This is a genomic window from Candidatus Magnetaquicoccus inordinatus, from assembly GCF_004217665.1.
GTDB classification, from domain to species: Bacteria; Pseudomonadota; Magnetococcia; order Magnetococcales; family Magnetaquicoccaceae; genus Magnetaquicoccus; species Magnetaquicoccus inordinatus.
Window position 1 is genome coordinate 1 of record NZ_RXIU01000012.1, and the last position, 25869, is coordinate 25869.

The following is a 25869-nucleotide window of genomic DNA, read 5'->3' on the forward strand; positions in this document are numbered from 1 at the left end:
GCGCGCCTAATGGAAGCAAGCTGTGCGGATTGGCGCGCATTTTTGCGCCAATTCGCACAGCATCCCCATGGGGGTAGAGCTGGCGAGCCAGCACGAACCTGAATAGTTACGTATGCGCTTTAGCTTGTCTGGGGCTTGCGCAACAGGCGCAGACCATTGGCAATCACCAATAAACTGGCACCCACATCGGCAAAGAGGGCCAGCCACAGATTGGCCAGGCCAAAGAGAGCCAAAACAAAAACCCCTCCCTTGAGAAAAAGGGCCAGAAAGATATTCTGGCGCAAAATGCGGTTGGTCGCCCGACTCAATCGTAAAAAGAGTGGCAGCTTGCGCAGATCATTTTGCATCAATACCACATCGGCTGTCTCCATGGCAGTTGCTGTGCCTTGCCCCATGGCAAAAGAGAGCGTGGCCTGGGCCATGGCCGGAGCATCGTTGATGCCATCACCAACCATGCCGACATGCGCATGTTCTTGCAACAGTTGTTGGATGATCTGTCGCTTGTGCTCCGGCAGACATTCGGCATGGATCTGCTGAATAGGAGTCTGCTGGGCGATGGCTTGGGCTGTGGCCTGGTTGTCGCCGGTCAGCAGAACCAGAGCGATATTTTGTTGCTGCAGTTGCTGCAGAGTCTCTTTGCTGTGGACTCGCAATTGATCGGCAAAGGCAAAAATGGCCAAGGGAGTCTCGGCGTGGGCAAGAATGACTATTGTTTTTGCTTGTGCGCTCAACTGCTGCATGGCCTGCTGACAGGATGCGAGATCCAGAGAGAGGGAGCTGATCCAGCGTGGGGTACCCAGATAATAGGTTTGTTGCTCGATTTGGGCGGTGACACCCTTGCCGGGAAGGGCGCGAAAGTGGCTGATGTCGGGCAGGGGAGCAGCCTTTTCTTGCCAGGCTTTGCTGATGGCTTGTGCCAGGGGATGTTCGGAGTGGCTTTCCATGGCGGCAGCCAGGCGCAGCAGCTCTGCAGCAGGGAGAGAGTCCAAGGGGAGCAGATCGGTCAGGGTCAGTGCGCCGTTGGTCAAGGTGCCGGTTTTATCGATAGCCAGGGCCTGCATGCGGTAGCCATTTTCCAGATGGACTCCCCCTTTGATCAAGATTCCTTGGCGGGCAGCGGCGGTCAGGCCGCTGACCAGGGTGACCGGGGTGGAGAGTACCAGGGCGCATGGGCAGGCGACAACCAGGAGAACCAGAGCATTATACAGAGCAAACTCCCAGGTGTGTGCAGAGAGCAGGGGAGTCAGCAGGGCGGAGAGCAGGGCGCAGAACACCACAGCCGGCGTATAATAACGGGCAAAACGATCAATAAATTGTTGCATGGGGGCCCGTTGCGCTTGAGCCTCCTGGATGGTGGCGATGATGCGCGCCAGAGTAGTATGATCACGATCGGCGTTGACCTGGCACTGCAAAGCGCCATATTGATTGATGGTTCCGGCATACAAAGGATCACCGGGCTGTTTTTCTACGGGCTGACTCTCTCCGGTGATGGGGGCTTGATTGACACTGGAGTGGCCAGAGGTGACGATGCCGTCCAGGGGGATACGTTCTCCGGGGAGGATGCGGATGATGGCCCCGGGTTGGATCTCTTTGACCGGAGTGCGTTGCCACTGGTTGGGGGAGATTTGCAGCAGGGCCTCTTCTGGGGCCAGGGTCAGCAGTTCGCTGACGGCGCGGCGGGCCTTGGCCAACGATTGGGCTTCGATTCGCTCTGCCAGGCCAAAGAGAAAGATCACCATGGCGGCCTCCGGCCATTGACCGAGGATGATGGCGCCGATTACCGCCAGGCTCATCAAAAAATGGATATTGAGGGTCAAGAGACGCAGGGCGCGCCAGCCTTTGCGCAGGGTGTTTTGGCCGCCGCTGACGATGGCAAACAGGGCAAGCAGGCGAATGGGCCAGCTTTGTTCATCACTGCCACTCCAGGCCAGCGCTTCAGCCGCCAGAGCCGCTGTACCAGAGAGCGCAAGGGGCAGGCTGTTTTGCCAGGTGAAGAGAGGTTCCTGGTGAGCAGAGGTGTGGTGGTCAGCGCTCTGCCTTTCAATGGCCGGCATGGCAATGGCTTGCAGGGCAGCCAGGATCTGTTCGCGTTTGCCTCCCTGGTGGGTGACAGTCAACTGTCTGTGCAGAAAATCAAAATGCAGTTGGCGGATTCCCGTACAGCTTCGCAACTGGTTGCGAATCAGCTCCTCTTCACTGCTGCAACAGAGGTTGGCAATATGAAAAACATAACGGTCAGCGCTGCTCTGCGCAGACTCCAGAGTCTCCACAGAGCTGTTGCTGTTGTTGGTTGTGGCGGTACAGGTAGCCAGACGACAACAGGAGGAGGTGGCATCTTGGGCCATAAGAAGAGTCCTGTCAAAAAGGGGTCAGAAGGATTATAAACGAGTAGACACCCTGAAGTAGCTATAGGGTCAAGCAAAAAATGGCTTAGGGAGAAGAAAAATGCGGATTGGTGAATTGGCACGACGGACCGGCTGTGAGGTGGAGACGGTACGCTATTATGAGAAGGAGGGGTTGTTGACCATACCGCAGCGGGATGGCTCTGGTTATCGCAGCTATACGGGGCAGCAACTGGAGGAGTTGCAATTTATTCGCCATTGCCGCTCCTTGGGGATGCCGTTGGCAGAGATCAAAGCGCTGTTGCGTTTTCGCTATCATCCGCAGTGGGATTGTGCAGGGGTGAATGCGATTCTGGATACGCAGATTGCCCGCGTGCAGGAGCAGATGCGTGGGCTGCAGAGTTTGTTGGAGCAGTTGCATCTGTTGCGCATGGAGTGCGCACATCGGCAGCAGGCCGGGGAGTGTGGAATTATGAAAAATCTCAATCAGGCAGCCAAGGGGGAGCCTTGTTTATGCCATCCGTTGCCGGAGGGGTGTGCTTAAATTTTATGTATATCAGGGATAAATAGCCAATTAGTGATGGCGCAGTTCCAGTAGCTATTCCGCTTGCGCAAAGCGGTATGATTGCCCTCTTCCAGCTTCAAATATATCCAACCCCTCCGGTCTTAGCATACTGCCATTTTTGCTGCTTCGACACAAGAAAAATTTTGCTGCGCTGCAAAAAAATGCGTTGGCACATCAGAGTATTTGTTTATAATCACATCGATGAGAGGGTGGGGTTTGGGGCTATCATTTATTTTTATAAATGTAAGTATTATCCGGTTATAATATTAGGGTTTCATAATATGCAATCCGGTGTCAGGATTGGGATGATTGCACTGCTCCAAGGGAGGAGAGCATGACAGGAGTAAACCAAGCCGGAAGAGGAGAAAACAGCGCCCAGACAGGGACAAACCTTGTCGCCACTCCGCAACTGCCCAGCCGGATCTGGCAGCAGGCTCTCTCTGCCGCAAAAATCGAACGGGATCCGGTTCAGGAACAGGCTTTGCCTTTGCTTGATCAGGTGGTCAACCAGTTCATGCGTCCTGTGCAGCGCACCGTTTGGCGGGGAGTGGAGGTGTGGCGTGGTCTGCTGGAGAGCCAACCAACCATGCGTGGCATCTATCTGCATGGTGATGTGGGACGCGGCAAATCCTATCTGATGCAGCTTATTTTTGAAGCCGTGCCCATTGCCGAAAAACGGCGCGTCCATTTTCATCCTTTTATGGAGGAGCTGCATCAACGCTTGCATCAGGCCGAACCACCGGCCAATGTGGATCTGATGCTCTATATTGCCAGTCAAATTGCCGCGCAAGCACGCTTGCTCTGTTTTGACGAGTTTTATATCACTACCATTGCCGATGGTGTATTGTTGGGTCGTTTGCTGGAATCGCTCTTTCTTTGTGGTGTGACTGTCTGTGCCACCAGCAACTGGGCGCCCGATGATCTTTTTCAAGGCGGATTTAATCGAGGGAGTGTTTTACCGTTTATTGCCCTGATCAAAAAACGCATTTTGGTTTGTGAACTGACCCAGGGCAAGGATTGGCGCCGCCAGGCGGCTATTCGCAGCGGTTGTACGCTGCTTGGCCCGGAACAGCTTTTTCTGCGTTTGACCAGCAGACAGCCCGAAAATACAACCCTGATATTGCGACATACTCCGGTCCCGGTGTTGGCGATGGCCGATGGGGTGTTCTGGTTTGGCTTTACCGCTCTCTGCAGCAGTATGTTGGGCAGAGCGGAATACATTACTCTCTGCAAACAAGCAAAAATTTTGATTGTCAGTGCACTGCCGCGTTTGAGTTGCGAGGATGCCGATACTGCCATGCGCTTTGTGGTGTTGGTGGATCTGCTCTACGAACAGCGCATTCCGCTGCGGGTCTACAGTGCGATTCCGTTGGAAGAGATCTGTTATAACGATGAGATTGCTTTTGCCTGGCGGCGAGCGGTCTCACGTGTGCACGAACTTTGCCGGACCGGGGTGATTCCTCTCGAATAGCCCGATTCTTGGCATCATTGTTGTTACGCCTCCCCCACAAGGTGTTGGCAGGTTGCTTGTTTTTTTACACACTCCTGAGCCGCGAAGGAGCGACTTATGACCGCACAAACGATCACCATTCGTGACAACCGCACCAACCGTGAGGTGGATTTTCCCATCATGCACGGTAGTGAAGGGCCTGATGTCGTTGATATCAGTAGCCTCTACAAAGAGTTGAACCTTTTTACCTATGATCCCGGCTTTCGTTCTACCGCCTCCTGTCAAAGTCGGATCACCTTCATCGATGGTGAAGAGGGTGTTTTGTTGTATCGCGGCTATCCCATCGAAGAGTTGGTGGAAAAGTGTGACCATCTGGAGGTCTGTTATCTGTTGCTCAACGGCGAGCTGCCTAGCAAAAAGCAGGGGCTGGAGTTCAAAAAAACAGTCGCAAAGCATACCATGATGCACGAACAGTTGTTAAAACTGTATAATGGTTACCGTCGTGATGCCCATCCCATGGCTATTGTTTTGGGTGTGGTGGGTGCCCTCTCCGCCTTCTATCATGACTCGTTGGATATTCGTGATCCCCGTCATCGTTTGATTTCCGCCTTTCGGATTATCGCAAAAATGCCTACCATAGCGGCGGCGGCTTATAAATATTATACTGGTCAGCCGTTCATGTATCCGCGCAACGATCTGGGCTATGCCGAGAACTTTCTCTATATGCTCTTTGCAGTGCCTTGCGAAGAGTATAAAGTGTCGCCCACCTTGGCGAGAGCTTTGGATCGGATTATGATTTTGCATGCCGATCATGAACAGAATGCCTCCACCTCCACGGTACGCTTGGCCGGATCGTCACAGGCCAACCCCTTTGGGGCCATTTCTGCAGGGGTTGGTTCGTTGTGGGGACCGGCACATGGGGGGGCAAATGAAGCGGTCTTGAAAATGTTGCACACCATTGGATCGTGTGATCGCATTCCCGAGTTTATCAAACGGGCCAAGGATCCCAATGATCCTTTTCGTTTGATGGGGTTTGGTCATCGGGTCTACAAAAATTATGATCCACGGGCAAAAATTTTGCGTCAGACTGCGCATGAGGTGTTGAACGAAGTGGGATATGGCAATGAGCCATTGCTGCATATTGCCTTGGAGTTGGAAGAGTTTGCTTTGCGCGATGAATATTTTATCCGCAAAAAACTCTATCCCAATGTGGATTTTTATTCGGGTCTGATTTTGTCGGCCATGGGCATACCGGTCAACATGTTTACGGTGATTTTTGCTGTATCGCGCTGCATTGGTTGGATTACCCAATGGAACGAAATGATCTCTTCCGATGAAGGTATCGGGCGTCCGCGCCAGTTGTATGTCGGACATCAACGCCGGTCGGTTCCGGATGCAGAGCAAAGAGGATGAGGAGAGGTGGATGAGTAGAGCGGGGAGCACTCGATTGGTGGTTGGCGGCAATAGGCTTGCTTCAATAATAGCACTCTGTTGTGCGGCCACTGTGGCGGGTCAAATCTCCCCCGCTCTTGCAGCATCTTCTGTTGTGGTGGGGACTGGGCAGGATCACTGTTATAACTATCGCAGTGAGATTCCCTGTCCCCGCCGAGGCGAACCCTACTATGGGCAGGATGTGCAACACTCCGGTAAACCGGCGCAATATCGTGATCCTGGTGATGGTACTATCATTGATTTGATGACAAATCTGACCTGGAGCAGAGCGGTAGACAGCCGCAAACTGACTCCAGAGGAGGCGCAGCAACAAGCGCAACAACTGCGCATCGGTGGTTTTAGCGATTGGCGTGTGCCGACTATCAAGGAGCTCTATTCCTTGATTGATTTTCGCGGTTATACCGGTTTTGAGATCGACAATGTCGAGATGAAACGGGTTCCAGCCAATGCCATTCCTTTTTTGAATACTGATTATTTTAACTTCCGCTATGGCAATATTCGTGCTGGCGAGCGTTATATAGATGCGCAATGGCTTTCCAGCACCCCTTATGTCAGCACCACCATGCGTGGCGATAAGACCATTTTTGGGGTTAATTTTGCCGATGGTCGGCTCAAGGGTTATGGCTATCTGCCTCCCGGAAAAAAGGCAGAGGCAAAGCGTTTTTATGTACGCTTTGTCCGTGGTGCTCCCTATGGTCTCAATCAATTTCAGGATAATGGCGACGGTACCATTACCGATCACTCTTCTGGGTTGATGTGGAGTCAGCAGGATAGTGGCAAAGGGATGAAATGGGCCGATGCTTTGCAATATGCGGCCAACAGTCAATTGGCTGGTTTTCGCGATTGGCGTCTGCCCAGTGCCAAAGAGTTGCAATATATCGTCGATTATACCCGCTCCCCGGAAACCAGTAATTCCGCTGCCATTGATCCCATTTTTCACTCTACGCCGATTCGCAACGAAGCGGGCAAACGTGACTTTGCCTATTACTGGAGCTCCACAACCCATCTGGACGGCCCACAACCGGGTCGTGCTGCCGTTTATGTCGCTTTTGGCCGGGCCATGGGGCAGATGAAGGGCAAATTTATGGATGTGCATGGCGCTGGAGCACAGCGCAGTGATCCCAAGGAGGGAGAAGCTCGGATCCAGGGACCGCAAGGGGATGTGCAGCGCATTCTCAATATGGTCCGTCTGGTGCGGGGCGGAGAAAAAGTGGTACCGGAGATGTTGCCGGTGCGCGATGGCAAAGGCTATCCAGAGGTGCGGCGCATTCTGGAGGAGGAGGGGGATGATCTGCCCAGCGAAACCCTGGTTCCCCCGCGACCGGTGGCACCGGTTGAGGGCAAAGCTGCTGCCGGCAAAGCGGCTGCACAGCACCATAAAAATCCCGCTCCCCGCTCAGAAGCAGATGCCGCTGTCAACAATAAAAATCCTCCACTGCGTTCAGAAGCCGAAGGCGCTGCACCTTCGCCGCCACGAGTGGAGCCAGAGGGGCGTCCTCCTGCACCGCGTTCAGAGATGAACTCCCGTCCGCCACCACCGCCACGTGCTGAAGGACAGATGCGTTCGTCACCACCGCCGCGTGCTGAAGGACAGATGCGTCCGCCACCGCCGCCGAGGGTGGAGGGAGATTCTCCGCCGCCACCACGTGGTGAAAGCGAATCCCGTCCTGCTTCCCCTGAGCGTTAGGAGTCAAGCAAGAATCTTTTGCGCCGCTTGTGCCGGATTGTACTTGCTGTGCCCGGCGCAAAAAGATGCGCTGTCAGTATGTTCAGCTTTGCCCAACACTGCGGGTGGAGCAATGGTGAGGCAATAGCGCCAAGTTGTTTGTACCGGGTTCCTCTGTGCCAGATGTGGGCTTGCCGAGAGGTGCATTGCGCTGGCCTCGACTTGATTGCTCTGCTGCTTTCGGGAGTTTGTACCGATGATTGCTCTGCTGATTCGTTGGTCATGCCGCAATGTGGTGTTGGTGTTGTTGGCAACGCTGCTGTTGCTGGCTGTGGGCAGCTATGCTTTGCTGCGAATGCCTTTGGATGCCATTCCCGATCTGTCGGATGTGCAGGTGATTTTATACAGTGACTATCCTGGACAGGCACCACAGGTTGTAGAGGATCAGGTCACTTACCCTTTGACCACGGCCATGCTCTCTGTTCCTCGTTCCAAACTGGTGCGGGGATTTTCCTTTTTTGGGGCCTCCTTTGTCTATGTGATTTTTGAGGATGGCACCGATATCTATTGGGCGCGCAGCCGGGTCTTGGAATATCTTAATTTTGCGGCACGGCGCCTGCCTGCCGGGGTCAGTCCAACCTTGGGTCCCGATGCTACCGGGGTCGGTTGGGTGTTTCAATATGTTTTGCAGGCCAAGGATCGTACCTTGGCCGAGTTGCGTACCCTGCAGGATTGGTATCTGCGCTACCATTTGGCCAAGGCAGAGGGGGTGGCGGAGGTGGCCAGTGTAGGCGGCTATGTGCAGCAGTATCAGGTGGTTGTCGATCCACAGGCCTTGCAGGCCTACAACATTCCCCTGTCGCGGGTTACCCAGGCCATTGCCATGAGCAATCGTGATGTGGGTGGTCGGGTGGTGGAGATGGCGGAAACCGAATATGTGGTGCGTGGACTCGGTTATCTGCGCGGCAGCGAGGATATTGAAAAAATTGTCTTGAAAGAGGAGAAGGGTATTCCGATACGGGTGCGCGATATTGCCCGTGTGGAGTTGGGGCCGGATGAACGGCGTGGCTTGGCGGAGCTCAATGGCGAAGGAGAGGTGGTCAGCGGCATTGTTTTGCAGCGTTATGGGCAGAACGCCTTGGCGGTAATCGACAATACCAAGGCCAAATTGGCCGAATTGGCTGGGGCACTGGGTGAAGGTGTCGAGGTGGTGGCCCTTTATGACCGTTCGCAATTGATTCGTCGAGCGATACAGACGCTCGAAAAGACTCTTCTGGAAGAGAGTCTGATTGTGGCAGTGGTTTGTATCCTGTTTTTGCTGCATTTACGCAGTGCTTTGGTGGCTATTTTGCTTATGCCGGTTGGGGTGTTGATTGCCGTCCTGCTGATGCAATGGTTGGGGATGACCTCCAATATTATGAGTCTGGGTGGGATTGCCATTGCTGTGGGGGCGATGGTCGATGCAGCGATTGTGATGATCGAAAATGCCCATAAGCATTTGGAACGGGCTCCACCTGGTGTGGATCGCAAACAGTTGTTGCTGACTGCCGCCAGTGAAGTGGGGCCGCCTCTCTTTTTCAGTTTGTTGATTATCACCGTCTCTTTTTTACCGGTGTTTGCCTTGGAGGCGCAAGAGGGACGTCTGTTCAAACCGTTGGCCTTTACCAAAACTTTTGCCATGGGTGGGGCGGCATTATTATCAATCACCCTGGTCCCGGTGTTGATGATCTTGTTTGTGCGCGGAAAAATCATTCCAGAGGCAAAAAATCCTCTCAACCGTCTGTTGATTTGGCTCTATCGCCCGCTCATCAAACTGGTGTTGCGCTTTCGTAAAAGTGTGATTCTCTTGGCGCTGTTGTTGATGGTGGCGACTGTGCCGGTGGCACAGCGTCTGGGCAGCGAGTTTATGCCCAACCTTAATGAGGGTACCTTGCTGTTTATGCCTACAACCCTTCCAGGATTATCGATGAGCAAGGCGGAAGAGCTGTTGCAAACCCAGGATAAGATCATCAAAAGCTTTCCAGAGGTAGAGTCTGTCTTGGGTAAGGCGGGACGTGCGGCTACCGCTACCGATCCGGCTCCGACCGAAATGTTTGAGACGTTGATCAATTTGAAACCGGTGGAGGAGTGGCGTCCTGGCTTGACCCAAGAGCAGTTGGTTGCAGAACTGGATGCAGCCTTGCAGATGCCGGGGGTCAGCAATGCCTGGACCATGCCGATGAAAGCGCGCATCGATATGCTATCGACCGGGATTCGCACGCCGGTGGGGGTGAAGGTCTTTGGCAAGCAGTTGCAGGCTTTGGAAGAGGTGGCTCGGCAAATTGAAACCGTGGTCAAACAGGTGCCGGGAACCACCAGTGCCTATGCCGAACGGGTCGGCGGGGGCTATTATTTGACCATTGAGCCGGATCGTGATTTGTTGGCTCGCTACGGTTTGAGCATTGCCGAACTGCAGGAGGTGATATTGACGGCGTTGGGTGGCGAAACGGTGACCACTACGGTCGAGGGACGCGAACGTTTTTCGGTCAATGTGCGTTATCCACGTGATTTTCGTTCCGACCCGGAGAGTATTGCGCGCAGAGTTTTGTTGCGTACTGAAAGCGGTATGCAATTGCCGTTGGGGCAGGTGGCGGCAATCCGTCTGGAGCAGGGACCGGCCACCATCCGTACTGAAAATGCCTTGTTGGCGGTATATATCTATATTGATATTCGTGATCGGGATATTGGCAGCTTTGTCGAGGAGGCACGCCAGGCGGTGCAACAACAGGTGATCATGCCTGCTGGCACCTCTTTGCAGTGGAGCGGGCAGTTTGAATATATGGAGCGGGCCAAAGCGCGCCTGCAGGTGGTGGTGCCGTTGACCTTATTTATTATTTTAATATTGCTCTATCTCAATTTTGGTCGTATGACCGAGACCTGGATTGTCATGCTCTCCTTGCCATTTGCCCTGGTGGGAGGGATTTGGCTGATGGATTGGTTGCAGTTTAATCTCAGTGTGGCGGTGGCGGTGGGTTTTATTGCCTTGGCTGGGGTGGCAGCAGAGACTGGGGTGGTAATGTTGATCTATCTGGATGGGGCATTGCAGGAGAGATTGCGGCACTGTCATGCGGCAGGTCAGCCGTTCCAGCAGATTGATTTGCATGCGGCGATTATGGAGGGTGCAGTAGAGCGGGTACGTCCAAAAATGATGACCGTGGTGGCCATCATGGCTGGACTGTTGCCGATCATGTGGAGCACAGGAACAGGCTCCGAGGTGATGCGCCGTATTGCTGCGCCAATGGTAGGCGGCATGATCTCCTCGACTGTGTTGACTTTATTGGTGATTCCGGCGGTCTATGCCGAGATCAAAGGCTGGTTTCTGCAGAAAAATTCCACTTTGATCCCAGCAAGTGCAGACTCCTCAGGGAAATAATTTTTCTTTGACTGGAGCCAATGATTCCCGAGAATAGAGGTTGCAAATTCCTTTTTTGGCTGTGGGTTGCAGATCCAAATCTTTGATGAGTTTTTTGACCTTTGCTTCGGAAAGACCACACTCTTTGGCAAATTGTGTAGCGCTCAGCAACCCTTCTTGCGGATGATCGGCCATGGCTATGCTCCTGGGATAAACTGTTTGTTGGCAGGCTGTGGCATCGGTGTATAAAAAAGAATCCCCCTGTTTGTCAATCACGAAACACTCTCCAGGGCAAGCGCATTTAAAAATCAGAAAATTATTATGGAGGTCCAGGAGGAGGTTATCTCCTCCTGTTCGTGTACGCCGCACAGATTTGTGCCCCGCAGGGGCACTTTTTGGGAGGGTGGACGCCCGACATGCACAGTTTCGCTTGTGGCAACAGTGAGGAAATTGGCAAATGCGATTGCCCTGAAACACTCTCTCCTGGTCAATCTCCTGTGACATAGTGTACTGTATTGTCAGGGAGAGTGATCAGCAGGGTGGTGGAATCTGGGTGAAGGAGAAGCGGGATGTTGGCCAAACAGGTGTTGCATTTTCGTGAGCTGTTGTTTCAGGAGGGGATCTTGTTCTGTTACAGCGGCTATATGACTGAGGAGATCCTCTCCAGTATCGGTAATACACTCAAACAAAAGATGGCTTTGGACAAAACAGACAAAAATATTGCCCGAGGTGTCTTCACTTTGTTTGTTGAACAGGTACAAAATGTGATTCGCTACTCCTCGGAGGTGGAGCCCATTGAACGAGGCGATGGGCAAGCGGATGTGGAGTTGCGTTATGGTTTGTTGACCATCGGACAGAAGGAAGGACGCCATTTTGTCTCTTGTGCCAACATGATTGCCCGTCAGGATGTGGAGCGGTTGCGCGGCAATTTGACAAAAATTCAAAGCATGGACCGGGAACAACTTAAAGCCTTTTACAAGGAGGTATTGCGCGGAGCCACTCCAGAAGGGAGCAAGGGAGCGGGGGTAGGGTTTGTCGATATCGCCAGACAGGCGACGCATGGCTTTCAATTTGATTTTCATGATGTCAACGAAGAGTACGCCTATTTTTGTCTGAAGGCCTTTATTTAGTCAGTGTAATGAGGAAAGCAAGCCATGGAAACTATTCACGTCGAAGCGACAGAGCGTACTCCAGAGATTCATTTTGACTTTGCACGCAACCATTTTGCCATCCGCGGTGAATCCTATCCTGAGGATGTGGCCGAATTTTATGGTCCAAAAGTCAGATCTTTGGCAGCGCATGTCGGGCAACTGCAGGGCGCCTCTATCGAATTTCATTTTGAGCTGATCTATTTTAACAGCAGCAGTGCCAAGGTTTTGATCGGCCTGTTTGATCTGTTGGACGAGGCGGCAGAAAAAAATCAGGTAGAGATTCAATGGCACTATGAAGCGGATGATGCCAACATGGAAGAGTTGGGTGAGGAGTTTGGTGAGGATGTTTCCCATGCCACTTTTCGCATGGTGGCGAAGGACTAGACCCTTTTGCCATTGTGTGGCTTTGTACAATCAGTGAGGCCCTATGCTGGATTATGATACTTTTCAGCCAGAACAAACGGTGATTGATCAGGCTGAAATGTTGCTGGCCAAAAAAGAGGAGGGGCAGGACTATTCTGCTGCTTTTGCGCACCTTCTTGAAGATTATAAACGCCTGTTCAAGGTGTCGCGGCGCCTGGTGCGCATGAGCGACCGCAGTGATGAGGTGCTAAAGCTGGCCAATGAAAAGATCAAGACCCAACAAGCCGAACTGGAAAAGGCGCATTACAAGCTGGCACTGCATGCCGAGACTTTAGAAGAGCGGGTCAAGGAGCGCACCAAGGAGCTGGTCACCTCCCAGGGACGTTTGCATCGCCTGGTGGGGCTGGGCATTGCCCTCTCCATGGAGCGCAATCAGGCGCGATTTATGGAGATGATTCTGCAGGGGGCCAAGGAGTTGGCGACGGCAGATGGTGGAATATTGTTGGTACGCACTGCCGAGGAGCAGCTTTGTCCAGAGATTTTGTCGGTGGATACCTTGGAGCTGCGTTTTAATCGTGCCACGGATGATGAGGTCAGTGAACCGCCCTTGCCGATGCGCGACCCGCAGAGCGGATTGCCCAACTATTTCAACCCGATGGTGCATGCAGCATTAACCAAGCGTACCGTGCAGATAGACAACTGTTATGAATCGACAGAATATCAATTTACCGAATTGCACCGGTTTGATCGTGAGCACCAATACCGCTCTGTTTCCTTGTTGGCGGTTCCGCTCAAGCCGCGTCAGGGTGAGGTGATCGGGGTTTTGGTATTGATCAATGCGCGCAAGCCGCAAAGCGGGCGGGTGATCTCCTTCTCCGAAGAGGTGATCGGTTTTGTCGAGGCTCTGGCTGCCCAGGCTGCGGTGGCCATGGAGAATAAAAATCTTGCCGAGGCGCAAGAGCGCCTGTTGGAATCGATCATTCAATTGACGGCAACCGCCATTGACTATAAATCTCCCTATACCGGCGGTCATTGTGAACGGGTGCCAGAGATTTGCATGGGATTGGCGCAGGCGGCCTGTGCGGCAGAAGAGGGTCCGTTTGCTGATTTTGAGATGAGCAATGAAGAGTGGCGTGCCTTTCGTTTGGCAGCATGGATGCACGACTGCGGAAAAATGACGACACCAGAATATGTGGTGGACAAGGCAACCAAACTGGAGACCATCTATAATCGGATTCATGAGATTCGCACCCGCTTTGAGGTGTTGCGCCGGGATCGTTTGATTGCCTGTCTGGAGGGAATCATTCACAACCCGGCAGAGGAAGAGAGTCTGCGCCGTCGCTTTCAGGAGGAGTGTCGGCAGTTGGAGGATGATTTTGCTTTTGTTGCTGAGTGCAATGTGGGCGGCGAGTTTATGGCTCCCGAACGTCTTGTGCGTCTGGAGCAGATTGCCCAATTGCGCTGGACGCGGCATTTTAATGACCGTCTTGGCCTGTCGCATGCCGAATTGCAGCGTCTGGCCAAAATCGCTGTAACGCCTCTGCCTGCCCAGGAGCATCTGTTGTGCGATAAACCGGAGCAGGTTATTCCCCGCAACGACAAACAGGTCAGCAAGGATTTGCTGGTCTATGGGATCACCTTGGCCCCACCCAAGCATTTATACAACCTGGGAGAGATCTATAATCTGCGCATTGCGCGTGGCACTTTGACCGATGAAGAGCGTTTCAAGGTCAATGAACATGTGATCCAGACCATTATTATGCTGGAGCAGTTGCCTTTCCCCCCCCATCTGTCGCGGGTTCCAGAATTTGCGGGGTGCCATCATGAAACAATGGATGGCAAAGGCTATCCGCGACAGTTGCATAAAAAGGATATGTCGATTCCGGCCCGCATTTTGGCGATTGCCGATATTTTTGAGGCACTGACAGCGGCAGATCGTCCTTACAAAAAGCCGAAAACCTTGAGTGAAGCATTACGCATTATGAGCTTTATGCGCGACAGTCAACATCTTGATGCCGAGCTGTTTGATCTGTTTTTATCCAGTGGGGTTTGGCGAGAGTATGCGGAGCGCTTCCTGATGCCCAAACAGTTGGATACAGATGATATTTCCCGCTATTTGAGTGAGTTTGATTAAGATGGTCAGGTTGGGGCGCATCTCCCTGCGCAGCACTCTCTCCTGGTTGCTGGTTGTGCTCAGTTCTTTGCTGAGCGCCTGGGGGGTCTTGTACCAGTATGAGCTGTCGGTGCGCCATCAACTGCATGAGGATCTGCAGGATGCGATGGTGGAGTACAAAAGCAAACTGGAAGGGTTGACCATCAACAGTCGGGTGATGGGTGGGGCGATTTTGATGGGTATCATCAACGATGCCATCAAAAAGATGGCTGCAGAACAGTTGCCTGTCGATGCCCCAGAGGTGTTGAGCCTGTTGCGCTCCATGTTGGAAGAGTATGAGGCGGAAGATGTCTTTGTAGCCAATGCCAGTGGGATTATTGTTGCCTATCAGACAATGGCAGAGGGGGGGAAATCAGGAACGGGGAATAATATTGCTTTTCGTCCCTATTTTCGCCAGGCGATTCATGGCAAACCGAGCGTCTATGCAGCAGTGGGGACGACCAATAACAAACGTGGTTTTTATTTTGCTGCACCGGTCTATGCAGCAGCGAGCCATCATTCCCCTGTGATTGGGGTGGTGGTGATCAAGGTCAGGCCGGATGCGGTGGATCGCTGGTTAAGCAGTGGCAACATGGAGCGTCTGCTCTTATCGCCACAAGGGGTGGTGTTTGCCGCCAACAAAGAGGAATATCTGTTTCGTTTTGTTGGAGCCATGAATGCGGAAATTTGGCAGGAGTTAAAGCAGGCACGACAATTTGGCAAGCAGTTTGAGCAACAGATGCCGCAACCATTGGCGATGGATCTCAACAGCGAATGGATTCAGATTGCCGACCAGGAATATGCTCTGGCCCAGACCTCCATTGAGTGGCATGATCCCTTGGGAGCATGGAAGTTGGTGCTGTTGGAAGAGTTGACTGACAGGTTATCGACACGGCAACAGTGGCAGGTTTTTTTGTTCTCTTTTGCTCTGAGTTTATTATTGTTCAGTGCTGCTTGGATGGCTTGGCAAAATTTTCATGGCCGGCAACTGGAGACGCAAGCCAGATTGCAACTGCAAAATCAACTGGCCGACAAGATGCTTTTGCTGGAGACAGTGATCGGCAATCTGCAGCAGGGGTTGGTCGCTTATGATAGTAATTTGCAGTTGATTTTATGCAACTATCGTTTCAAGGAGTTGCTGGAGGTGCCGGACCATTTGTTGCAACCCGGCAGCAATTTCCAGGAGCTGTTGCGTTATTATGTCATGCGCCAGGAGTTTGGTCCTGGAGATCCCGAACAGATTTTTCAACAAAAGATGGGGGTGTTGGAGGAGAGGTATCCCCATCAGTTTGAGCGTATGCGTCCCAATGGCACCATTTTAGAGATCAAAGGTGGGCCATTGCCGGGTGGTGGTTTTGTCAGCACCTATTCCGATATTACCCGTCGCCGGCGTTCGGAACAGCAGATTCGCACGCTCTCCAGCGCTGTGGAACAGAGCCCGGTGGCGATTGTTATCACCGATCCCCAGGCACGCATGGAGTATGTCAATCCTGCTTTTTGTCAGACCAGCGGGTATACACCAGAAGAGCTGTTGGGACAACCGGCGGGGATGCTGCGTTCCGGTAAAACGCCGACAGAGATCTATCAGGAGATGTGGCAGGCTTTGCATAAGGGTGAGGCATGGAGCGGGGAGCTGCTCAATTGCAAGAAGAGTGGGGAGCCCTTTTGGGAGTCGTTGACCATTGCGCCGATCCGCAATCAAGAGAATCAGGTGATCCACTATTTGGCCAACAAAGTGGATATTACCGAACGCAAAGAGGCCGATAAACAACTGCGCAAAGCTCTGCAACTGATCTCCAGCAGTATACTCTATGCCAGCCGTATTCAACGCTCCATTTTGGCTCCGGATTGGTTGTTGTCCGCCGAGTTTCCCGATCATTTTGTGCTCTGGCGTCCACGTGATGTGGTGGGTGGCGATATGTATTGGCACCGGCCCTGGGTGACGGGTACTCTGTTGTTGTTGGCTGACTGTACCGGGCATGGCGTACCAGGAGCCTTCATGACCTTGATCGCCAATGGAGCTCTGGATCAGGCCCTGTTGGAGACCCCTCCTGGTGATACTGCTACCCTGTTGCAGCGTATGCACAATCTGGTGCAATTTGCCCTGGGGCAGGATCGTGATGAGGGAGAAGCGGATGATGGACTGGAATTGGGTGTTTGCTTTCTGCAAGGTGATCAGCACAAGTTAACCTTCAGCGGGGCGCGCTTTTCTCTGTTTGTGGTCAAGGAAGAGAGCGTGGAAGAGATCAAGGGGGAGCGCAGCGGTATCGGTTATCGACGGGTTCCTCGCCGTGTTACCTTTGCGACCCATGTGGTTGAATTGCATCCTGAGTGGGGCTACTATATGAGCTCGGATGGTCTGATTGACCAGTTGGGTGGCGAAAAACGGCGGGCTTTTGGCAAACCGCGTTTTATGGAGCTGTTGGCGTCTCTGCGCCCTCTGCCCATGGTTGAGCATGGCCCTCGGATCGAGCAGGCGTTGCTTGACTATCAAGGTCAAGAGGAGCGACGTGATGATGTTTCGGTCATCGGTTTTCGCGGGGTGATGGCATAACATCGTACAATAGCATAGGACAACAGAGAGGGGGCCAGGCAAACTATGGAAGAGGCCACAGATATATTATATTGGGATGATTCACTCGCCCTTGGGGTGGCTGAAATTGATGATGACCATCGCAAACTGATCGGATTGCTTAATGAATTGGCCATCAATATCACTGCGCATCAGGCTCGTGAAGCTCTGGCGGTGGTGTTGGAAAATCTGCTCAATTATACCGCTTGGCATTTTCGTCATGAAGAGCGCTTGATGCAGACCTATCGCTTTTCTGGTTATGTGGCACACAAACGGGAACATGCCGATTTGATTCGCGAGGCATCCGCTTTTCAGAAAAAATTTTTGGACGGTGAGCAGGATATGACCATGGACGTGGTGCATCTGCTCAAAGAGTGGGTGCTGCATCATGTCATGCAGACCGATCGGCAAATGGCAGAGTTTCTTGCCGAACATATGTGAGCCATTGCGCAGGCAAAGCGGCCAGTGCCAAAAGCAGGTGAAAGATTATTAAATGCTACAACAATTGCAATGGGATGCCAGCTATCATGTCGGTTTGGCAGAGATTGATGACGATCATCTGCGTTTGGTTGGTTTACTCAATGGTTTGATTGCAGGCTTGAATGAACAGGCGTCTGTGGAGAGAATTGCGGGTTTACTCAATGAGCTGGTCAATTATACTGCTTGGCATTTTCGCCACGAAGAGCGCTTGATGCAGAGCTATCGTTATCCTGAGTTTATCGCCCACAAACGCCAGCATACCCAGTTGATCGAGGAGGCCACTTCCTGTCAAAGCCGTTGGCAGAGTGAGGGGTTGCCGGTGGTGCAAACAGTGGTGGAGTTGCTGAAGGGTTGGTTGCTCAACCATGTTTTGATTGTGGATAAAATGTTGGCTGAATATTTGGCGGAGCGTATCTGATAGGGTTGTTGCTCTTTTGTGCTGTGTCAACATTGTGCAATGTTTTCCACGGCTATCAGTTGCTGCATTTCTGACCTGAAAGTTGCTGCAGCAATCCCGGTTGCAGATGGTGTTGCAGCATATCGGCCATGCTTTCCAAACTCTTTTCCTGCTCTTTTTGCAGGTCAAAAGGGGTTGCGTGGATGCCAGCCCAGTGGAGGATGGCAGTCAGTGCCTCTGGCTGATCCAACAGGCCATGCAGATAACTGCCCAGCACTTGACCGTCGGCGCTGATGGCCCCATCGCTATCGCCGTTATCGAGGCGCACTGCGGGTTGCCGCAACGCCTCCCCAGATGATACTCCCATATGAATTTCATAACCACTCACCAGAGGCTCTCCGGGAAGGCAGAGGCGTCCCTGATGTTGGCTGAGGGTTTTGTGTGCCGAGAGTGTGGTGTGCAGGGCCAACCATCCCAGACCAGGACTAGAGCCTGGACTGCCTTCCAAACCGAGCGGATCATGCAGCCATTGTCCCAGCATCTGCAAGCCGCCACACAGACCGAGAACTTTTCCGCCATAGCGGAGGTGGCGTTGCAGCGCCTTGTCCCAGCCCTGCTGGCGCAGCCAAGCCAGATCAGCGCGCACGCTTTTGCTGCCAGGCAGGAGAATCAGATCAGCGGCAGGAAGAGCCTCTCCTGCTTCGGCCAGCAGCAGTTCCACTTCGGGATGGGCCAGCAGAGGATCCAGATCGGTTTGATTGCTGAAACGGGGCAGGCGTGGGACCACGATGCGTCCCTTTTGGCTATTGGTGTTGCGCGTGCTGCGACGGGAAAAAAAGCTGTCCTCCTCTGGCAGCAGCAGCCCCTGTTGCAGAGGCAGGACAGCCAAAACCGGTTTGCCGGTATACTGTTCCAACCAATCGATACCCGGTTGCAACAGAGTCAGGTCGCCACGAAATTTATTGATGATAAAACCGATCACCCGTGCCTGTTCCGAGGGTGAAAGCAAGGCCAGAGTACCGACCAGATGGGCAAAAACTCCGCCACGATCAATATCGGCAACCAGGATGACCGGGCAATCAATCGCTTCGGCAAAGCCCATATTGGCAATATCTCCTGCACGCAGATTGATTTCGGCGGGTGAACCGGCCCCTTCAATCACAATCAACTCGAAGCGCGCAGCCAAACGGGCGTGGGCAGCACAGACAATAGGCAGGGCGCTGGTTTTGAATTGCTGGTATTGCGAGGCAAACATGTTGCCAATGGCCTGACCGTTGACAATGACCTGGGTACCAATATCGGAGTTGGGTTTAAGCAGGATAGGATTCATGTCGGTGTGCGGGGGGAGTCTGGCAGCTTGGGCCTGCCAGGCTTGGGCACGTCCGATTTCACCCCCTTCGGGGGTGACGGCGCTGTTGAGCGACATGTTTTGTGGTTTGAAGGGAGCAACCCGCACGCCCTGGCGCTGTAATAGACGGCATAAGGCGGCGGTAACAAAGGATTTTCCAGCCGAAGAGGTGGTTCCTTGAATCATTATGCTTAATGCAGTCATGAGTATTTTTTTGGATCTAAAGAGAAGCAACGTGAGATTGTGCTTTATTTTAACCGGGCATTGCGATAATGTCATCCTGTAGCGGATGGTATTTTTCCAAGGGAGTTTGTGGACGATGATATGTGCTGTGGATGAGATACTGGAAGGGTCAAAGCAGACAATCCAGGAGGCGACGGAGCGGTTTATGCAGGAGTTGGCGGTGGATTTTAATTTGGAAATCGAAATATCTGGGCTTGCGGCGACCCAGGAGGCTGCGGCATTACGGGGAGCGCTACAAACCTTTGCGGTATGGATGGTCCAGCACAGCCGAAAAAAATAGCCACCAGAGAACACAGGACAAGGAATGGATGCCGGAACCCGGCAAGTTGGAAATGTACCACAGAAGGAGAGGAAGTCGATGGAAGCACAGTTGGGACCGTATGCCGACAAAGAAGCAATCATGCGGATTATTGAGGGGGCAGAACCCCATGAGGCGCTGTTTTTGATTATCCGGGAGTTGTATGGTTTTGAAGGATTTGTCCGCTCCCTGAAAGAGCGCAAAAGCAGCTTTTTTACCCATGATTTAAAGGGTGGAATCATCCTCATGGATGGGGAGTTGGTGGTTTCCCGAGCGGATGTGGATGAGGATGGTCGTCCAGCCCCGGAGGGAAGTACACGCAGCTTTTCCTTTGCGGGTTGGTTTCCCGAATATATCTTCAAAAAGCTGCAGGAGAGCTTTTTGAAATTTGATATGCCGTTGGAGCTGTTTTATGTGACGACGCGCTACTATCTGCATGATTATAAGATGTTTTCAGGTTTTATGCTCTTTTATCGCAGCATTTGCCTTGAGGTGTTACGCCATTTGACAGTAGAGCAGGCCCAGGATTTGGGTGGCAAGTTGATTGCCGCACACTGGCGTAGCTGAAAATTGCGCAAGGAGAGTGGGCAAGTTATAAAAGCTCAGGATGACGGCCCACTCTCTTGAGTGTTGCCTGTGCACGATGATGGTGTCAAAGCGTGGCAGAGGTGCTGCACTCTACCCTGATGGATGCGGGTAGAGATCTACAAGCAGTATATGACAGCTTCTTTTGCCAGAGCTGCAGAGCTAATCTCCAGATAAAGCCGCTGCCATTGGGATCCCGGGCAGTACCGGTGATGAGCGTGCAAAAACAGATTCCCAGATAAAGCCGCTGCCATTGGTTTTTAGCGCAGTGTCGCCGATTGGCGCGCAGAGCAGATCTCTAGGCAAAGCTACTACCGAAGAGTTTCATCGCAGCGTAGTCAAATTACCAACGCAACAGAGCAGATCCCCAGGTAAAGCCGCCGCCAAAGGCTTCCAGAAGCAGAAGCTGTCCTGGTTGAATGCGTCCATCGCGTACCGCTTCATCCAGGGCCAGGGGCACACTGGCGGCCGAGGTGTTGCCATGGCGATTCACGGTCAGCACTACCCGATCCATGGTCATACCCAACCGTTTGGCGGTGCTCTGGATAATGCGAATGTTGGCCTGGTGGGGCACCAGCCAATCGATCTGTGCTTTGTCGAGACCATTGGCTGCCAGAGTTTGATCCACCACCTCTTCCAATGCTTTGACCGCCTGTTTGAAGACCTCATTGCCGCGCATATGCAGCAAGCCGCTGCCGGAGCTGGGATCCAGCAACAGGCCGTGCGAAATACCTCCCGGAGTGCGCAACAGATCCTCATATTGACCATCAGCATAGAGGTGGGTGGAGAGGATGGCATGATCACTCTCTGTAGTGGCCTCCAAAATGGCTGCCCCCGCCCCATCGCCAAAGAGAATGCAGGTGGCCCGATCCTGCCAATCAATGGCTCGGCTCATGGTTTCGGCACCGATCACCAGAACACGCTGGGCAGAGCCAGAACGAATCAGACTATCGCCGATACTCAAGGCATATATAAAGCCGGCACAGACCGCTTGCACATCACAAGCTGGCATTTGTCGCTTGGTAGCGCCCAGCTTGCGTTGGACGCGCACGGCGGTTGCCGGAAAAACCAGATCAGGGGTGGTTGTCGCCACCAGAATAAAATCGAGGCTGTCTGCGGTAATGCCGGCCATTTGCAGCGCCTGTTGTGCCGCATTGCAGGCTAAGTCAGAGGTGTATTCTCCCGGCGCGGCAATACGACGTTCGCTGATGCCAGTACGGGAGCGGATCCATTCATCGGTGGTATCCAAACGACTGGCCAATTCGGCATTGCTCAGGATCTGTTCTGGAAGATAAGAGCCAGTGCCGATAATACGTGCTGCACGAATAGGCATCAGCCGTTGTTCTCCTGAATCTCTGGTAATGAGGGAGCAGATGCGCCCGAGGTGCTGGAGGTCATGGTCTGCATTTTCAGAGCAATGACCTGTGTTTTTTCATTGACGCGATTGGCGACCAGCTCTTCAGCGGCTTTGATGGCATGGTAAAAGGCAAAGCCATCGGCAGAGCCATGGCTTTTGACCACCACTCCATTCAAGCCGAGCAGCATGGCCCCGTTGTAGACACGGGGGTCAAAACGGTCGCGAAAGCGGCGGAACGCGGTACGGGCCAACAGATAGCCCAATTTGGCCAGCCAGGAGTGGTTGAAGGATTCGCGCAGAAAATGCACCAGCATACTGGCTACTCCTTCAGCGGTTTTCAGGCTGACATTGCCAACAAAACCATCACACACTACCACATCCACCTTGCCTTGAAACACGCCGGTGGCTTCGACATTGCCGACAAAGCAGGGGGTGATGGTTTTCAGGCGTTCCCCGGCCTCTTTGACCACTTCGTTGCCTTTTTCCTCTTCGGAACCAATATTGAGCAGCCCCACTTTGGGATTATGGATATTGAGTACCGCGTGGGCATAGACCTCACCCATCAGGGCAAACTGACAGAGGTGCTCGGCGGTGCAGTCGACGTTGGCTCCCAGATCAAGCATGAGCACCTGCCCACTGATAGAGGGCATCAATGAGGCGATGGCGGGACGATCAATACCGGGCAAGGTTTTCAGGACAAAACGAGCAGTTGCCATCAATGCTCCGGTATTGCCGGAGGAGACAAAGGCATCCACCTTTCCCTCTTTGACCAGATTGGCGCCCACGCGCAAAGAGGAATCTTTTTTACTGCGCATCGCCTGGGCAGGCTTTTCACCCATTCCCACCACTTGCGAGGCGGGTTGGATGCGAAAGTCGGCGGGATCGGCGCCAATTTTTTGCAATTCCAGTTGGATGACATCTTCCCGTCCAACCAGAGTGAACTCAGCCTGGCTCCCAGCCTTTTTGGCACGCATGGCCCCTTCCAGCACGGAATGGGGGGCATGATCCCCCCCCATGGCATCCAGGGCGATGCGAATTGGCGAGTGCAGTGTGGTGGACACGGTCCAGAGCGCCAGAGAAGGTTATTCCTCGTTGCGAATTACCTCACGGCCATCATACCAGCCACATTTGGGGCAAATACGATGTGAAGGACGCATCTCTTGGCAGTTGGGGCATACAGCCAGATGGGGAACAGCAAGGGCATCATGTGATCTGCGATGTCCGCCACGAGAAGAGGAACTTTTCTTTTTGGGTACAGCCATGTTTTTTCTCCCAGAATCAAACCTTGTTAAAATTTTTCAAAAGAGCAAAAGGAGTGTCACGATGTGTCGGACGACACTGACAATCTTCTTGATTGCGGTCTGCACCACACTCCGGGCATAAACCGGCACACTCCGGTTTACAGAGCGGAATCATGGGCATGGCCAGCAGCAACTCCTCTTCAATCAGCGCCGCGATAGAGATGTGATAATCGGGCAGATAGGTGACCTCTTCGACCATCTCCTGCTGACTATCGGCCTCTGCTGGGTCGGAACCAGGCAGATAAGCGCACTCCACCTCTGCATGCAGCTCGGTAGCAAACTGTTCCAGACAGCGTGCACACTGCAAACGGACCGGACAACGGATCTCCCCTGCGATGCGCAAGACACCTTTGGCGAGAGTGGCAGTCAGATCTGCTTCTGCTGCACCGATCACTTCGCTTTCGCCGGCCAGTTCCGACAGACGGTCGCCCGGAACAAAACCAAGAAACCGCCTAGATAACCGACGAACCCCCTCCAAGTCAATCCCTGCTTCGCTTAAATTGTGTCGCGGGACAATTTCTTCTGTCGTCGCGCTGCTCAAAGCGGGAGCAAAAGGGATATGTGGACTGGATTTACCCATGATTCATCTCCGTACCAGATAGATGACCAGCAGTCCCAGACACATCATAAAAAAACCGGTGCGTCGCAAAAAAGAGTCCGGCAGTTCGGTGATGTGGATGACCAAGCGACGCATACGATCGGGAAGGGCAAAATAGGGAATCCCTTCCAGAATCATCACCAAACCGAGTGCAGTTAAAAAATCATTCACTGCGCCCCGCCCCACTCAAGCGATTACCCACAGCGCCCCCTTTGGGATCCATACTGTGCATGCCTTGTAGATAGCGGAAAAAGCCGTTGGATTCCAGGAGCAGTGTGGTCTCTTTGCTAAAAGCTTTTTCGTAGGCATCCAGAGTCCGTTTAAACTCATAAAACTCTGGATCGCGGCGATAGGCATCGGCATAGATGCGGGTGGCATCGGCATCACCCTGACCGCGCAGCTCTTGTGACTCCTTATAGGCATTGGCCAACAATACTTCGCGTTCACGAGCGGCATGAGAACGAATTTTGACTGCCTCTTCCTCACCCTGAGCACGATAGGTTTTTGCTTGCCGTTCCCGTTCGGTCTGCATGCGCCGGAACACCGCTTTGGAGTTTTCCGGGGGCAGATCGGTGCGTTGGATGCGTACATCGACAATTTCGATTCCATACTGAGCCGCTTGCTGATTGGCTTGATCACGAATGCGGGTGACCAGATCGGCACGAGAACCCGCAACAATCTCCATCATGGTATATTGTCCCAACACCTCACGGATGTTGGAATAGATGATGTCGCTCAAGCGCGATGTGGCACCCTCCTCATGGCGGACAGTCTGAAAATAGCGCAAAGGATCGACGATGCGCCATAGCGCATAGTTGTCTACCTTAAGATTCTTTTTGTCCGAAGAGAGTACCTCTTGGGGATCCTGGTCAAAAATCAACAGGCGACGGTCAAACGAGAGCACCTCTTGGATGAAGGGAATCTTGAAATGCAGTCCGGGTTCGGTGATCGGACGGATGGGTTTACCCAACTGCACTATCAACACCTGTTCGACCTGATGAACAGTGAAGGCGGATTGAAAGAGAATGGCCAACAAGGCAACAACGAGCAGGGTCGCTCCTTTGAGCAGTTGCAGTTTCATTGGCCGACTCCTTTTTCCGTTGCCGAGGTGTGCCGACCAGGAAGGGGCAGGTAGGGCAGAACTCCCTGATGCACACCAGGTTGTAGCACCATTTTATTGATGTCTGGGAGAATTTTTTCCATGGTTTCCAGATAGAGTCTGGTTCGGGTAATATCTTTGGCTTTGGTGTATTCATTGAGCAGGGAGAGAAAACGGTGCACATCTCCTTCTGCCTTGGTTTGTTTGGCTGTTTTGTAGGCTTCCGCTTCCTGGATCTGTTTGGCCGCTTCACCCTTGGCTTTGGGAAGAATATCGTTGGCATATCCTTCCGCTTCATTGATGGCCCGTTCCCGATCTTCGCGGGCGCTGGCAACATCCTTGAAGGCATGAATCACCTCTTCTGGAGGAGCCACCTGTTGCAGTTGGACGGCGATTACCCGCAAGCCACTGCGATAGCTATCCAGAATATTTTGCAGGGTCTGTTTGGTGTCGGCCTGGATCTTTTCTTTGCCTGCGGTCAGGGCGGTATCGATACTGTTGCGACCGATGACCTGACGGATGGAGGCTTCCGAAGCGTTGCGTACCAGCATGTTGGGATCACTGCTGGGATTTTTCACATTAAAGAGAAAATTGGCTGCTCCTGCCTCTTCCATGCGATATTGCACGCTGAGGTTGATGTCGATGATATTTTCATCACCAGTCAACATCAAAGCCTCTTCGGCGACACTCACAGTCGTCCGGCCACGGGTACGATAACCGATCTCGATCCGCTGTACTTGCGTGACCTTGGGGGTATAGACCGTTTCGATAGGATAGGGCAGATGGTAATGGGGACCGGAATCGGTGGTCTCAATGTAGCGACCAAAGCGCATCACCACCCCTTTTTCATCGGGGGCAACCAGATAGATACCGGTCGCCATCCACAGCAACACGATCAGGGTTCCCAGCAGCGGCCAAAAGCGCGCACCACGCATCTTGCTATGCAGGCGTTCGCGCATTTGCTCAATCAATTTTTCAATATCTGGTGGTTGGGGCGGAACTTGGCCGCCTCCCCATGGGCCGTGACCACCGCTATCGTTCCAAGGCATCTTATGCTCC

At 53.0% G+C, this 25869-nt stretch carries 23 protein-coding genes; 13 read left to right on the top strand and 10 right to left on the bottom strand.

Annotated elements, in window-relative coordinates; all coding sequences use genetic code 11:
• Positions 1–119 precede the first annotated feature (119 nt).
• Entirely contained in the window at positions 120–2345 is a 2226-nt protein-coding gene (locus EJP87_RS02165) for a heavy metal translocating P-type ATPase (RefSeq protein ID WP_130470223.1), read from the bottom strand.
• 100 nt (positions 2346–2445) lie between these two features.
• Between EJP87_RS02165 and EJP87_RS02170 the strand changes: the two genes are divergently transcribed.
• From EJP87_RS02170 to EJP87_RS02190, 5 genes are all read left to right on the top strand, one after another.
• Entirely contained in the window at positions 2446–2886 is a 441-nt protein-coding gene (locus EJP87_RS02170) for a Cd(II)/Pb(II)-responsive transcriptional regulator (RefSeq protein ID WP_130470224.1), read from the top strand.
• Between the two features lie 355 nt (positions 2887–3241).
• Positions 3242–4378, top strand: a complete 1137-nt coding sequence (zapE, locus tag EJP87_RS02175) for a cell division protein ZapE (RefSeq protein ID WP_130470225.1) — start codon at positions 3242–3244, stop codon at positions 4376–4378.
• Positions 4379–4474: 96 nt separating this feature from the next.
• Positions 4475–5770, top strand: coding sequence for a citrate synthase (gltA, locus tag EJP87_RS02180; RefSeq protein ID WP_130470226.1), 1296 nt, complete (start codon positions 4475–4477; stop codon positions 5768–5770).
• A gap of 10 nt (positions 5771–5780) precedes the next feature.
• On the top strand, positions 5781–7496 hold the full coding sequence (locus EJP87_RS02185) for an Lcl C-terminal domain-containing protein (protein WP_130470227.1): 1716 nt from the start codon (positions 5781–5783) through the stop codon (positions 7494–7496).
• 235 nt (positions 7497–7731) lie between these two features.
• Positions 7732–10887, top strand: a complete 3156-nt coding sequence (locus tag EJP87_RS02190) for an efflux RND transporter permease subunit (protein ID WP_130470228.1) — start codon at positions 7732–7734, stop codon at positions 10885–10887.
• On the opposite strand, the gene EJP87_RS02195 is transcribed toward EJP87_RS02190, so the two are convergent.
• Positions 10876–11142, bottom strand: a complete 267-nt coding sequence (locus EJP87_RS02195) for a hypothetical protein (protein ID WP_153188650.1) — start codon at positions 11140–11142, stop codon at positions 10876–10878. The genes EJP87_RS02190 and EJP87_RS02195 overlap by 12 nt on opposite strands.
• Positions 11143–11435: 293 nt before the next feature.
• On the opposite strand from EJP87_RS02195, the gene EJP87_RS02200 reads away from it, so the two are divergent.
• Genes EJP87_RS02200 through EJP87_RS02225 form a run of 6 tightly spaced genes read left to right on the top strand, consistent with a single transcriptional unit; the run spans position 11436 to position 18002 of the window.
• Positions 11436–11996: a SiaB family protein kinase gene (locus tag EJP87_RS02200; RefSeq protein WP_130470230.1), complete on the top strand. Its 561-nt coding sequence runs from the start codon at positions 11436–11438 to the stop codon at positions 11994–11996.
• A 24-nt stretch (positions 11997–12020) separates the two neighbouring features.
• Positions 12021–12401: a DUF1987 domain-containing protein gene (locus tag EJP87_RS02205; RefSeq protein ID WP_130470231.1), complete on the top strand. Its 381-nt coding sequence runs from the start codon at positions 12021–12023 to the stop codon at positions 12399–12401.
• A gap of 43 nt (positions 12402–12444) precedes the next feature.
• Positions 12445–14514, top strand: a complete 2070-nt coding sequence (locus tag EJP87_RS02210) for an HD domain-containing phosphohydrolase (protein ID WP_130470232.1) — start codon at positions 12445–12447, stop codon at positions 14512–14514.
• A 1-nt stretch (position 14515) separates the two neighbouring features.
• On the top strand, positions 14516–17086 hold the full coding sequence (locus EJP87_RS02215) for a PAS-domain containing protein (protein ID WP_130470233.1): 2571 nt from the start codon (positions 14516–14518) through the stop codon (positions 17084–17086).
• A 45-nt stretch (positions 17087–17131) separates the two neighbouring features.
• The gene (locus EJP87_RS02220) at positions 17132–17545 is read left to right on the top strand and encodes a bacteriohemerythrin (RefSeq protein WP_130470234.1); all 414 of its coding nucleotides are present in this window, start codon (positions 17132–17134) and stop codon (positions 17543–17545) included.
• Between the two features lie 52 nt (positions 17546–17597).
• Positions 17598–18002, top strand: a complete 405-nt coding sequence (locus tag EJP87_RS02225) for a bacteriohemerythrin (protein ID WP_130470235.1) — start codon at positions 17598–17600, stop codon at positions 18000–18002.
• Positions 18003–18057: 55 nt separating this feature from the next.
• On the opposite strand, the gene EJP87_RS02230 is transcribed toward EJP87_RS02225, so the two are convergent.
• Complete coding sequence (locus EJP87_RS02230) at positions 18058–19533, bottom strand: cobyric acid synthase (protein ID WP_130470236.1); 1476 nt, start codon at positions 19531–19533, stop codon at positions 18058–18060.
• A gap of 115 nt (positions 19534–19648) precedes the next feature.
• Here EJP87_RS02230 and EJP87_RS02235 point away from each other — a divergent pair, with 115 nt between their 5' ends.
• Complete coding sequence (locus tag EJP87_RS02235) at positions 19649–19852, top strand: hypothetical protein (protein ID WP_130470237.1); 204 nt, start codon at positions 19649–19651, stop codon at positions 19850–19852.
• Between the two features lie 78 nt (positions 19853–19930).
• Entirely contained in the window at positions 19931–20437 is a 507-nt protein-coding gene (locus EJP87_RS02240; protein WP_130470238.1) for a hypothetical protein, read from the top strand.
• A gap of 361 nt (positions 20438–20798) precedes the next feature.
• Here the strand turns inward: EJP87_RS02240 and EJP87_RS02245 are convergent, their stop codons facing one another.
• The 7 genes from EJP87_RS02245 to hflK are packed head-to-tail and all read right to left on the bottom strand — an operon-like array spanning position 20799 to position 25859.
• Entirely contained in the window at positions 20799–21788 is a 990-nt protein-coding gene (locus EJP87_RS02245) for a beta-ketoacyl-ACP synthase III (RefSeq protein WP_130470239.1), read from the bottom strand.
• Positions 21788–22873, bottom strand: a complete 1086-nt coding sequence (plsX, locus tag EJP87_RS02250) for a phosphate acyltransferase PlsX (RefSeq protein ID WP_227657410.1) — start codon at positions 22871–22873, stop codon at positions 21788–21790. The genes EJP87_RS02245 and plsX overlap by 1 nt, the downstream gene beginning before the upstream one ends.
• A 21-nt stretch (positions 22874–22894) precedes the next feature.
• The gene (rpmF, locus tag EJP87_RS02255; RefSeq protein WP_130470240.1) at positions 22895–23074 is read right to left on the bottom strand and encodes a 50S ribosomal protein L32; all 180 of its coding nucleotides are present in this window, start codon (positions 23072–23074) and stop codon (positions 22895–22897) included.
• A gap of 16 nt (positions 23075–23090) precedes the next feature.
• Positions 23091–23693, bottom strand: a complete 603-nt coding sequence (locus EJP87_RS02260) for a YceD family protein (RefSeq protein ID WP_130470241.1) — start codon at positions 23691–23693, stop codon at positions 23091–23093.
• A 3-nt stretch (positions 23694–23696) separates the two neighbouring features.
• Positions 23697–23882, bottom strand: coding sequence for a DUF2065 domain-containing protein (locus tag EJP87_RS02265; RefSeq protein WP_130470242.1), 186 nt, complete (start codon positions 23880–23882; stop codon positions 23697–23699).
• Complete coding sequence (gene hflC, locus EJP87_RS02270; protein WP_130470243.1) at positions 23875–24792, bottom strand: protease modulator HflC; 918 nt, start codon at positions 24790–24792, stop codon at positions 23875–23877. Before hflC ends, EJP87_RS02265 begins: the two co-directional genes overlap by 8 nt.
• Positions 24789–25859: an FtsH protease activity modulator HflK gene (hflK, locus tag EJP87_RS02275; RefSeq protein WP_193771068.1), complete on the bottom strand. Its 1071-nt coding sequence runs from the start codon at positions 25857–25859 to the stop codon at positions 24789–24791. The genes hflC and hflK overlap by 4 nt, the downstream gene beginning before the upstream one ends.
• Positions 25860–25869 lie beyond the last annotated feature (10 nt).